Raw genomic sequence first — 12369 nt, 5'->3', positions numbered from 1 at the left:
CACCATGGCGACACAAAGAGTATTGAACCGTACGCTGGCATTGGCAATTGGCGGCATTTTAATGTCCGCCTGCGCCCGCGATGTCAGCCAGGAAGAAATGGCTAAAGCCACCGAAGGCTATATCGTGGCCGACACCAGCAAACTGTTTGTCGTCGATTGCCTACTGCCCGGACAGGTACGCAAGCTAGGCTCGCAAATGACTTATCTCAGCGCCCGCCGCCCCATCCGCACGACCGCTGCCGATTGTGAAGTCCGCGGCGGCGAATATGTCGCTTACGACCGCGCCAATTACGCCAGCGCCTTAAATATCTGGCTACCCAAAGCCCAGGAAGGCGATGCCGCCGCCCAACTGTATGTCGGCGAAATTTTCGAAAAAGGCCTGGGTACGCCAGCCGACTACAAAGCCGCCGCGCAGTGGTACGAAAAAGCCGCCAATCAGGGTAATTCCCAAGCACAGTTGAACTTGGGTCATCTCTACGAAAAAGGCCTGGGTGTTACCGAAGACAAGGAAACCGCGCTACGTTGGTATCGCAAATCGGCCGGCCTGGAAGACGCCGGCATCCAGTTCGCGCCTGCCGTCAATGCCCAAGCCATCGCCAATAGCGAAGAATTGGCGACCTTGCGCAGCGAAGTAGCCGAATCCCGCCGCGAAGCAGAACAGCTGCGCGAGCAACTGCAAAGCACCCGCCAGCAAACCCAGGATCAACAGGAAAGTTTACGCAAGGCTCAAGACGAGTTGGAAGCCTTGCGTAACAAACTGCAACAACAAAAATCCACCACGCCCGGCGGCTCCAGCGACATCGAATCGCTGGAAAAGCAATTGCGCGAAAAAGAAAGCCAATTAAAAGACCAACAAGCCAAATTGGGCAGTTTGACACAATCTCTCAGCCAGGAAAGGCAGCGCATGAAACGCGAACTGGAAGCCGCGCGCCAGCAAAGCCCCAGCGCTAAAGCTGTCGAAAGCAAAACCAACGATATCGAAAACAAGCTCAACGAAAAAATCGAAACCTACCAAAAACAATCGGCCGAACTGACCGGCTGGCTGACCTCACAGGACAAACTGGACAGAAATCAAATAGATTTGCGCAAGCAGGCCTTGCAACAGCAAGCCAAGGAAATTGCCGCGCTGAAAGAAAAACTCCAGCAACAAGCATCCAACGTGGTGGCCTCCGGCAACGGTCCGAATATCGAATTGCTGGAACCCGCCGTCACCGTCACCCGGGGTATTCCCAGCATTCAATTTGGCTTGGGCGAGAGCAGCAAACGCATCGTCGGCAAAATCGACGCGGCGACCGGCCTGAGCCGCTTGCTGTTAAACGACAAAGCGATAAAAGTCGATGCCAACGGCCGTTTTGAAACCGACGTTAGCTTGAAAGGCGACGAAACCTTGGTGCGCATCGTCGCTACAGACAAACGCAATCAAAGCAGTGACTTGAGCCTGCGCCTGCTGGCTTCCGGTAACGCGGCCGAGGCAGTGTTTCCGAGCAGCAACGGCAGTGAATTGAAACGCTCGGGCGATATTCAATTCGGCAAATTCTACGCAATCATTATCGGCAATAACGAGTACGGCGCTTATCCGTCTTTGAAAACCCCCATCGCCGACGCCAAAAGCCTGGAACTGCTATTACGCGAACGCTACGGCTTCAAAACCAAATTGCTGATCAACGCCAATCGCCACACGATTATGTCGGCGTTCAACGAACTGAATCAAAAACTCACCGAACAGGATAATTTGCTGGTTTACTACGCCGGCCACGGCGAGATCGACAAGAAAAGTCAGACCGCCTATTGGCTGCCGGTCGATTCGGAAACCGGCAATAGCGCCAACTGGATTTCCAGCCAAAGCATCACGGAATTTTTAAGCATCATGCCGGCCAAACACATTATGGTGGTAGCCGATTCTTGCTATTCCGGCGCGTTGACCGGTTCGGCAGTAGCCAAACTGCCGGAAGGCATGGACGACGCCAAGCGCGAACGCTGGTTAAAAGCGATGAATAGCCGCAAGGCCCGCACCGTGCTGACTTCCGGCGGCGTAAAACCGGTTATGGATCAGGGTGGCGGCGACCATTCGGTGTTTGCCAATGCGTTTTTGAAAGTATTGCGCGGTAACAAACGCATCATCGAGGATTACGATATTTTCCGGGATGTGGCCAATCAAGTAAGGGCTTCGGCGGCAAAAGGCGGTTTCGAACAAATGCCGCAATATGCACCTTTACAGCACGCCGGCCACGAAGGCAGCCCGTTCTTTTTCGTACCGGAAGTTTAGACAGTTTGCTTATTCCGATTGAAAACCGCCATCTGTTCCGATGGCGTATCGGGGCCCCAATTCGATAGGGCGGCGGCTGAACACTACAAGGTCTTTGGAAAGAGGCGAATTGTCTCTGATCGAGCGAGGCTGTGTAAAAACGCAAAAATAAAATTCAAAAATTAAAATTTCTCCCACTTTTCTGGTTATTTCATCTGCTTGGGGAATAAATCTTTCCACCCAGAAATAAAATGAGCGAGTCAAGTTAACTTATTTTTCCACCGCTCTTTGGATTTATACGTTTTTACACACCCTGGACCCAAAAGCGACAGTCAGTTGAGCTTTGCATTGCCCCCCTAACGAATAATAAGCTAACTCCGCGATTGTGGAAGTAGGCTGGCTGAATAATAATGAAACCAAGCCTTAAGACTTTAAAATTTAGTGGTTTGAATTCAACAATTAACTTTTATTTCAAAGCATTTGCTAGTTTTTTCGTTTCTCTAATCGACTTACGAATCTAATAATTAATTTTAAAAGGTTAAAAAATGTCTATAAAGATGGCTATAAATTTAGCAATGATTTTTGGTGCAATGGTCACTGGTGGTGTTTTTGTGAAATTTGCGCCTCAATCTGATTTAGGTACTACAATTTTTTTGGCCTTAGTTTTCGGTGGTTTTTCTGGAATGATGTCACTTGGATTATTAACTTTCTTACTAAATAAAGAGGAAAGGGAGTTAATCCATGGACATGGTAAGAAAGAGTTAAAGAATCATCCAATATCCTTGGATCGTGAACATTCCAACCAATTACCTAAGAACCAGGGCAATGGTAATGATTTCATCTTTTCAGATGGAACAAGTATATCCGCCCTGCAATTAGGCCAAATTGCATTTAGACAAGGATGTCACTCTGCAGAAAAAATTCTTTCAGAATTTGAACCAGGACAAATTTGTTCATCATTTCCTGCAGCAAGCGCCATTATTGAGTCACCTCTTATGGCTCGCCATTACCTGACTATTTTCTATATATCAATATATCTGTCGTATGTTTCAACAGTACTTGGTGCTCCTCATTATATTGCTAACATCATGGCAAGTTTAATTGCAGAGTTTCGAACTATGGCGGCTTCAACTGGTTATAATCTAAGCGAAAATGATCAAAAAGAGATACTAGCTAATTTAGCAGATTTTGCTCATGCTATTGACCAAGACTTTGCATCTGCAAATTTTGCGGAAGCTGAGGTGATAAATTTTAATAATGCAAAAGCAACAGAACTTTTGTTTAAATTACTATCCGATAAATATAATGTGATTGATGAATTTTCACCTCTCTCAAAGCTTTCTATTGGGCATCTTCTTGACGATGCCCCCCCTTCAATTATGCTCGGACTCCAGAATGAACTTGGTCTGCGTCTAGCAAGTTATTAGGGTTTGCTGCTTTTTTACTGTAATCAATTAAATTTATTGATTTTACATATGGTGTGATTCGCTCAACTAACACTAAACTAAACCAAATGCCTGTCTACCACTCCACTGACGAAGTAGCCTCGGCCATATCGCCAAAGGGGTTGCAAGTCATTGCCATTGACGGTTTCCAAGCATCAGGTAAGACAACACTTGCTAGAAGTCTTGCAGCGCACTGGAACCTAAATATCATCAGTGCTGATGACTTTCTGCACAGGAATCAAGGAGGCTTCTTCGCTAATCTCAAACTGAAAGAACTGTCAGATCATCTACGGAAGGCTAATACTCCGTACATCTTCGAGGGCCTGTGTGCACTCCAGATCCTGGACGCAGTGAAGGTTCAGCCAGACTTGATGATCTACGTTAAGCGGATGACCGATCATGGCTGGGCTGATGGAATGGCACTAGACACCTACATGCCGTCATCTGACGACTGCGTATTGCCGACTCAGAACTTCGTGGAACCGCTCGACCTAATGAAAGTTATACTTCGAACTCTCTGGGAGGAAGTAGCGCATTACCATAAGAGCTATCAGCCTCACAAGAACGCTAGTATCTTCTTTGAACGTTATGCCGCCTCTATTTCTCCATTGGAGCAGTAGCTTAAACTCTGAACGACAGTTTCTTGAATTTCAGCTGCCATAAATTAAAAACTTGAATGTCGCAATGTGGCCGGTAGCCGCGCAAACCTGCCAACAATACATTGATCAATTGCATTCAATTCCAGGGCGATTGGGTTAGTGCGCGGCATGATTTTTTCGGGTATTAACTATTTCCCCTTCATTCGCGCCTTGATGCCTCGCTTTAATCGCATTGAGCAATTCGCGCAAGCCTCGTTCGCTCTGACTCTAACCAAAACACGTTGCCGCATGGTTTAGTGAGCTGGCAGGCAATACAGAAAGCTTCGCGACCATAGAAAATGACCTTGCGCGCGAGCTTAATCCCGTTGCGCGCAAAGCGTTTTGCCGGAACGGCGAACCAATTTGCCTTGCCCGCAAGGCTTTTAGGTTTAGTCGTCAGGCTTGGCGGGCTTGCGCGCAAGGTAAAAAAGGTTGTGACGATAGCAAAATACCTCATGCACGAACTCAATCGGGTTGCGCGCTAGGCATTTTGCCTTGCGGGCGAATCAATTTGCCTTGCCCGCAAAGCTTTTAGGTTTAATCGCCAGGCTCGGCAGGCTTGCGCGCAAGGTAAAAAAGATTGCGACGATAGCAAAATATCTCGTGCACGAGGTCAATCGGGTTGCGCGCTAGGCATTTTGCCTTGCGGGCGAATCAATTTGCCTTGCCCGCAAGGCTTTTAGGCTTAATCGCCAGGCTCGGAGGCTTGCGTGCAAGGTAAAAAAGGTTGCGACGATAGCAAAATATCTCGTGCACGAGGTCAAACGGGTTGCGCACAAGTTTAAAGCAAGTAGCCTCTATGCAATCGAGGTTTCGAAAGGCAATGTCCTGCAATTGCCGATGCAGATTTGGTGGCTAGCGCCCCGACACCCTCGAATCCGCAGCCCCTCCATTGATGCTACAGCGTTGCAGTCTTTGACAATCCACATGCAGTTGTCGATTCATGGCCGGCTGGAGCCACTGGCAGGTTTCTATTGGAATCGGTGGCGGATTAAAACAGCCGAACAAACAAGGTTTGCCCGACTGCTTTTTAAACGGCGGAAACTATCATTTCCACTTTTTGAGCAAACCTTTTAGCCCGGCAGGTTTGGCGGGTTCGACTGCGGCGGCAACTGTTTCGGCAATCGGCTCGGGCTCCGCTACCGGTTCAGGCTCAACGGCGGGCTCTGCCGCTTTTTTACCGAACAAACCTTTCAGCTTTCCGCCAACGCCGGCAGCCGGTTCTTTGATCGCTTCTGCGGCATTTTCCGCGATTTCCACCACATTTTCCTTAAGTTCAGCGGCCGCCTCCACGACAGGTGTGGCGACTTCTTCCAACTCTTCCTGGATGGCCTCGGCCGCGACTTCTGTTTGTGTACCCAGTTTCTGATCCAACTTAGCCATTTGCTGCATCGTGTTGTTCAACATTTGCTTGAACTTGCCGAAACTGCCACTTTTCTCGGCCAATTTATCGACGGACGACTGTTTTGCCGGTGCCGGCTCGGCAACCACTGGTTTGGGCTTATCCACAACCGGCGCAACTTCGCGCTCGACCGGCTTTGGCGGCTCGACAGGTGCCTGAACCACGACAGGTTCAGCAACAACAGCCGGGGCAGGCTGGATAACTGCGGGCGCTTCGTTGATAACAACTTTTGGCTCCGGTTGAGATACCGGCTGCGAGTAAACAGGCGCAGGAATCGCCGAATGTTTGGCCGAGTCGGCGTAACGCGCCAGTTCGGCTTGATGTTTGGCTTGGGCCTCCGCCAGTAGTTTTTCCGCGCTGGCTTGTTCGCGCTCGCGCAGAATTTTTTGCTCTTCCACCGCCAATTCCAGTTTATTCAACTGTTCGGTTTGCGATTCCAAACGCAACTGCAACGGCCCCAATAGCGCATCTTTTTCAGCGACTTTGGAGGTTTCCGCCCACAGAGCCAGTTGCAACTCGGTTTTGCCCTGCTGCTCAGCTTTAAAGCGTTCGGTAATTTGCGCGGTAAGCGCGAAATATCGTGGCCACAGATCAGTCGATTGCAGATCGTTGGCGGCCGGTAAGGCGGGCTCGGTCAATTCGAAACTGGTGGCCAAGGTTTTGATACTGTCGATCACCTGCCGATTTGCCAGTACCAGCTTTTCTTCCAGACCGGCTGCCCGTTGCGTTTCGTTATCAGCCAAGGCTTTGGCAGCTTCCATCTGCTCGGTATTGGCAGTCAATTGTTCTTGCAAGGCTTGCTGTTGCTGTTGCGCCGCCTCCAAATCAGCTTGTAAAGCAAGACGCGCTTTTAAATTGATGGCATTGGTTTTTTTTAAAAAATAAATCCTGATACTGTAAAACATTGCCGTCAGCAACCACACGGCAAGCGCTAAAGCGCCGGCATATTCCTGGTTTTCCAGCGTAAATCGATACCAATCCGACAGTATGCTTTGAATCATGGGCAAATAAGCTTCCATAAATAATCCTGGCTAATATAGTTTTTATAATAATGACGTAGGCTTCCGACCCGAAACAGCAGATAGCTAAGCTGAGACAGACGAAAGCCAGTATATCAGTTTGACTCTGCAACTTTACCGTAAGCTGCTGGAATAAGACAGAAAAACGCCCACCCAAAAAACGGCTGCACAGTGTCTGCAACGGTGGCCGGCAGCCTTGGCAAATTCAAAATGGATTGTTTATGTCCGGGCTCTATCTTATGTAGATTCCCGGTACGGCTGGACCTGAGGCATCAAGTTTTCGGTTTGAGGCGCGTGGTTCTTTTGGGCTGGCGCTAATTAAACAGCTCAAGCCTGCTCGGCCTGACTTTAGAGGAACTGAGAGCGTAAAGGCTTAACGACGAGCCGCGACATAATGGCTTTCAGAAGACGGAAGTTTCCGGGAATAAGCTGCGCGGGGATTTAAACAACGCCGACACGCCCGCGCGGCGTCTGCCGCATGACTTAGGGCTGCTTTCACGCTATGGTCTGGCATCGGTAACGACACTAGCGGCTTACTCCAATCCGGCAGCCGCACCGCCCAGATTTAATAGATCGCCAGCGCAAACCGGGCTTTTTTTGGATGCGATAAATGCCCTGCAAACCGCTTAGTATCTAAAACTGGGCATGATCGCGCGCCGATACTTTAAGCTCTTTGCCGCTTAGCCACCGATTGCTCTAGCAGTTCTGAATATTTGCGATAATCCAACTGATAGTCTTTTTGCCACAAAGGATTGGCAAGAATATGCTCAACATCCAATGCATAAGGAATACGCTGACCGCGATGGTCGCAGGCGCCGCCTACCTGTTGCATTTCAAACCCCTCTTTCTTAACCGCGTAAGCCAAAGACGGCGTTACCAATATGTACCACTGTTTAATATCGTTCCGCGCCGAGTAGACAACCGCCGCCCGATACAAACCCCACATTATGCTGCGAGTCTGATTTTTAATGGTATGCAGATAACGAATGTTACCGCTGTCCTTGGCAACTTGTTCAGCGTCTTGCTCCTGTTGCGGGAAAGCCCTCGGGGCAAAGCGTCTGGCTTCTCTCAATACGCAGAGACGGGATATTTCTATTGATTGTTGGTATTGCTGAGGGGTTATAGGCTGGTCGGGAACGCACTTGGCTTCGAAAGGGAAAACCGCTTGATTCTGATAAACCAAGCGTAACGCGCCCAACCATTGCCCGGTGTATCGGTGCCGAACCATGAAATGCACGGAATGGCGGTCCCATTCGTCGAACTCCATTTGTTCCGGAAAATTTTCTTTGTCCTCATACCCCATTTCGTCGCAATAAACTTGGTATCTGAGGTTGTAATGAATGCGTTTGCTTTCAGGCGTGTCAGCTAAAAAAACCTCAAAACAACTATCAAATGAATGCTTTTCAGAAATCAAGATGAAACTCCATAACGTAATTAATCAAATTCCCTAAACATCCGGGCACTACTCTTCAAACTCAAAGAATTGATAACAAATGTTGCTGTTATCCCCGCTCTATCGGTGAAAGACCCTGTCGGCCTTTTGCACATCCAACCTTGTATTTTTTCCGAATTTTTGCTGAACCATACCGGCGCGACGCCTACGTACAATGAACAAAAAAAACCGGTTCTGACCGGAAAAACACAATGTTGGCTAGGAATCTACAGAGTCAAGATGAAGAAAAACTGTAATTTAGATTAGGATAAGATGAAGATTGGATTAATTTTAGAACCAGTTTTGCCGTTATTCCGCGGAAATACTGGCTTAGTCGTCATAAGGAAATCATCGATTTACGATCTGCCGTTAAGGCTATTTTCAGAAATAGCGCCCGCCCAATAAGCTTTATGCAAACTAAAGCGTCTGTTCAAGCTCTGCGGCATTCTAGCGTGCATCCTCCCGCCCATTTTATAGCCCAGCCATTTCAGACCGGTGCGCAAACAGGCCGAAGGCAGCAGCCAGGGCGCATTTTTCAATAGATACTTCAACTCCGACACGACAAAACGCCGGCCTTCGCCCGAAGCACCGCCAAAGGTCTGCTGCAACCAAGGCGTATGGGCGTGAAAAACGCCAATATCGAAATAGCGCTTAAATTCGTCGACAAATCCGTAATCGTGCGAATGAAACACAGAGGCATCGCCGCAATAAGCCACTTTCCAGCCGTTTAGCAACATCTTGCCGACCACAAAAGTATCTTCGTTCATGATGGTATTGACAGGAAACCCGCCAACGCCCATCAACGCACTGCGCCGGTACGCGGCAAACGAATTGGAAATAAACGCCGTCTTGATGCCGAATTGCACCTTATCTTGCAAACTGCGCACCTGACTTTGCGGCGGATAATTGAATAAACGGGCATGCGCGCCGATCGGCCCGGCGTTGCGATGGGGCAATTGCCGGCCGTAAGCAGCGCCGACGCTGTCGTCTGTAAACGCTGCCAGTAATTTTTCGATGGCATCGGGGGCCGCCAGCAAGGCATCCTGAGTCAAAAACACCAGAATATCGGCATCCGCCAGCCGGTTCACGCCAAATTGCCGGGTGCCGCCATGATTAAACTCGGACTTGGCTATCACCTCCACGTCAAAACCCGCGTCGCGAGCCAAAGCCACTGTGTGGTCGGCGGATGAGGAATCTATCAGCAGCCAATAATCAGGCTTCACAGTTTGTGCGGCAAAGGCTTGTAACCACGATTCCCAAAGCTCGCCGGCATTCAGAGTCGGCACGATCAGACCCACTTTTTTATTCATAAGACGAACCTTCTATTAAGGACTGCGGCAATTTAACGTGATCGGCTTTTGTCATCACTTTCCAGACTTTATCGCCTAATTTAACCGGGTCCAGCTGCTGTTCGACATATTCACGGCTACGCAGCGCCATGTCTTGCCAAGTCGCTTGAGTCACCACTTGCGTTTGCCGCAACACCGCACAAACCGAAGCCTCATTGCGCTCGAACACCAAACCGGCGCCATACATTGCCAAATGATCCCAAGCCAAACCTTTCGCGACCAGCACCGGTCGACCGGCTGCCATGGCCTCCGCAACCACATTGCCAAAATTTTCGCGCATACCGCCGGTTTCTTCCAAACCGGACGGCAACACCAGGAAATGACTGTCGGCCAACAACTGCTTCACTTCGGCAACCGGCAAATAGCCTTTATAACTGATAGCACCGCCAGCCTGCGCCAGCAAAGCCTGAAATTCTTCAAAATAAGCCCCATCGACACTGCGGCCGGCCACCACCAAACGGTCATTTGGCCGGCGCGTTTTTAACCAGGCCCGGATAAACGCATTGATGCCTTTTTCTTGCTGCACGTGCCCCAGAAAACACAATTGGGTGCCCTCGCCTTGCGGATAGCCGGCGACTTGAAACTCGCGACTGTCGATGCCGTTCGGCACCAATAAAACCTTGGCGTCCGGCCCCAAAACGTCGGTGACGCCCTCCGCTTCGGTATCGCTGGTGCAATGCACCGCAATGGCCCGGCGCAGGGTCGGAAAAGTCAACCACTTGTAAAACAACCATTTATGCGGCTTTTGCCGACGAATCAGCGCCACATGTTCCGGCATCAAGCCGCCGTGTACCGCCACCATAAACGGCCGGCGCAGCAATACGCAAAACATTGCCGCCAGCGTGGAAGGCCACGTAGCAATGCCGTGGATATAGATCCGGGGTGCCTGCCAACAGAGCTTGAAAATCTTTGGCATGGCGCCCAAACCAAAGCCCCAGCGTCGAAAGCCGTAACACCGGTACAGCCTGACATCGACTTGCTTGCCCAGCTTGACATCCTCGGCGCGCAAGCGACCGTCTATCGACTCGTCGGCGGCGACCAGCGCCATCTTGTGGCCGCGCTCCGCCCAAGCTTTGGTCAATACGCCACAGGTCACCGATACCCCACCATAGCCTTTGGCCGGCGGCACATGGGTCGCGACAATACCTACATCCATTTCATTTCTCCCGAAACAGTCTTTAAATACATTTTTCCGATTTACCGTAGGTCAAAAACCCGCGCCAGATACCGACCAAGTTGTAAAACGAATACGCCAGTTTTTGCGGATTGAAGGTAAGCAGCGCCAAAGCCATTTTCAACACCGGCGCGACAAACATCTTGCGGGCTATGTAGTACCAAATAAACACATCATGTTGATTGGTAAACTTGCGGATATAAGCGCCGATGCCGGTGGAATACATCAACATCCTTGCGGTGCCGAGTTTGTAATGATCCTTGTTGGCATGAAAAATCTTGATCTCCGGCGTGTAAAACGCATTGCCGCCGGCGCGCAGCAAGCGGTACAGCAACTCAAATCCTTCGGCACCGGAATATTTGGAACCGATGCCAAAATCGTGATCCAAATGAAACTGCTGCCTATCGACCCGTTGCAGATCAAAAAACTGAGTAAATTCCACGCCCATCATCCGGAAGCGGTTGAAATAGCCGGCTTTGTGGCTATTCACGCCGATGCTGAACCGGGTAGCGGAAAAATCGTAGGAACCGGCCACCAGAATGGCCATATCTGCGCGCCGCTTAAATTCAGCGACCACTTTTTCCAACACATCCTGGTCATAGGCACAATCGTCGTCCGGAAAGGCGACGATGCGGCCTTGCGCCAAACCGATACCGTAATCCCTGGCCCGGGCGTTGCCGGTGAATTGCACTTTTATATGCTTGATGTTCATCAACGCTCGGTAAGATTCCAAAATGGCGTCGATCTTGCCGTCGCGATTTTGATCGATAACGATCAGCTCGAAGTTTTTATAGGTCTGAAACAGCAGCGATTTCAAAAAATCCAAGACTTCCGCGTCCCTGCCCAAGGTTGCCAACACCAACGAAATTTTCATACCGCACTCCTCGCCCAGTTACCGGCTTTTGCTTGCAAATAAATCGTGGCTTCGTACCAAGTAAACATCAGCGCAAACTCCAACCCCGCCGCACCATCCAAAAAACCACCGCGTAACAAATAGTGATAACAAAACCGCGCCAGTATTCGCAGCCAGGAGCGTCCCAGCAATACGCTCAAACGGCCGCGCGTGGTCATCACCGCCCCGGCGGTGGGTTGTAATTGCACTTCCTGCGCAGCCTTACCGACGTGCTTGTGCATCCACTCGATAATTTCGCCGTGGTAAAAATAATGCTCGTAAGGAATATCGGAATAGCCGATGCGGCAGCTATCCAACACCGCTTCGCCATGCCCGGTGTGGTTGCGTACAAACCGGGTAGTCTCGCGGCGCACCAGTCGGGGGTGATAAATGGGATAACCGGGCGCATGGTTCAAGCGTTTGCCACGCAGATACAACACCGAAGGCACCATCAACACGTCGATACTGTGAGTTTCGGATAATTTGGCTTCAAACCAGTCGTAAAAGGCCTGCGGATAAATTTCGTCGGCATCGACGAACAAAATCCACGGCGTGTCTATGCCGCATTGACGAATCGCGAAATTGCGTTGCTCGGCAAAACCCGGCCAGGGGTTACGATGAATCGCGCAGCCCCGCTCTTGGGCAATGGTCAGCGTGTTATCGGTACTGCCGGAGTCGACAATCGCGATGGGGTAGCGTTCGGGGATACCGGCCAAACAGCTCGGCAGATTGGCTTCCTCGTTTTGGGTCAGAATAACGACGGTCAACATGGC

Annotated in this window: 10 protein-coding genes; 3 read left to right on the top strand and 7 right to left on the bottom strand. The window is 50.1% G+C overall.

The genetic code is table 11. The features are described 5' to 3' along the window. Positions 1 to 4: 4 nt before the first annotated feature. From JL719_RS04820 to JL719_RS04810, 3 genes are all read left to right on the top strand, one after another. Complete coding sequence (locus JL719_RS04820; RefSeq protein WP_033157133.1) at positions 5 to 2266, top strand: caspase family protein; 2262 nt, start codon at positions 5 to 7, stop codon at positions 2264 to 2266. Positions 2267 to 2790: 524 nt separating this feature from the next. Continuing rightward, the gene (locus JL719_RS04815; RefSeq protein WP_033157134.1) at positions 2791 to 3672 is read left to right on the top strand and encodes a hypothetical protein; all 882 of its coding nucleotides are present in this window, start codon (positions 2791 to 2793) and stop codon (positions 3670 to 3672) included. 86 nt (positions 3673 to 3758) lie between these two features. Then, the gene (locus JL719_RS04810; protein WP_129871346.1) at positions 3759 to 4310 is read left to right on the top strand and encodes a nucleoside/nucleotide kinase family protein; all 552 of its coding nucleotides are present in this window, start codon (positions 3759 to 3761) and stop codon (positions 4308 to 4310) included. Between the two features lie 202 nt (positions 4311 to 4512). Here the strand turns inward: JL719_RS04810 and JL719_RS04805 are convergent, their stop codons facing one another. From JL719_RS04805 to JL719_RS04775, 7 genes are all read right to left on the bottom strand, one after another. Continuing rightward, positions 4513 to 4785 carry a hypothetical protein gene (locus tag JL719_RS04805; RefSeq protein ID WP_129871345.1) on the bottom strand — a complete coding sequence of 91 codons (273 nt, stop codon included), beginning with the start codon at positions 4783 to 4785 and terminating at the stop codon, positions 4513 to 4515. Positions 4786 to 5375: 590 nt separating this feature from the next. Then, a complete protein-coding gene (locus JL719_RS04800; RefSeq protein WP_033157137.1) occupies positions 5376 to 6749 on the bottom strand; it encodes a hypothetical protein in 1374 nt (457 codons plus the stop codon). Positions 6750 to 7413: 664 nt separating this feature from the next. Then, entirely contained in the window at positions 7414 to 8163 is a 750-nt protein-coding gene (locus tag JL719_RS04795; RefSeq protein WP_033157138.1) for a PEP-CTERM/exosortase system-associated acyltransferase, read from the bottom strand. 374 nt (positions 8164 to 8537) lie between these two features. Further along, entirely contained in the window at positions 8538 to 9491 is a 954-nt protein-coding gene (locus JL719_RS04790) for a glycosyltransferase family 2 protein (RefSeq protein ID WP_033157139.1), read from the bottom strand. Further along, entirely contained in the window at positions 9484 to 10686 is a 1203-nt protein-coding gene (locus JL719_RS04785; protein WP_033157140.1) for a glycosyltransferase family 4 protein, read from the bottom strand. Before JL719_RS04785 ends, JL719_RS04790 begins: the two co-directional genes overlap by 8 nt. Before the next feature lie 22 nt (positions 10687 to 10708). Further along, on the bottom strand, positions 10709 to 11578 hold the full coding sequence (locus tag JL719_RS04780) for a glycosyltransferase family 2 protein (RefSeq protein ID WP_033157141.1): 870 nt from the start codon (positions 11576 to 11578) through the stop codon (positions 10709 to 10711). Then, positions 11575 to 12366, bottom strand: coding sequence for a glycosyltransferase family 2 protein (locus tag JL719_RS04775; protein WP_033157142.1), 792 nt, complete (start codon positions 12364 to 12366; stop codon positions 11575 to 11577). Before JL719_RS04775 ends, JL719_RS04780 begins: the two co-directional genes overlap by 4 nt. Positions 12367 to 12369 lie beyond the last annotated feature (3 nt).

Origin of the sequence: Methylomonas sp. LW13 (genome assembly GCF_016865255.1) — a bacterium.
Lineage (GTDB): Bacteria > Pseudomonadota > Gammaproteobacteria > Methylococcales > Methylomonadaceae > Methylomonas.
Note: the sequence above shows the minus strand (reverse complement) of the source record. Positions and strands in the feature narration are given on the sequence as shown.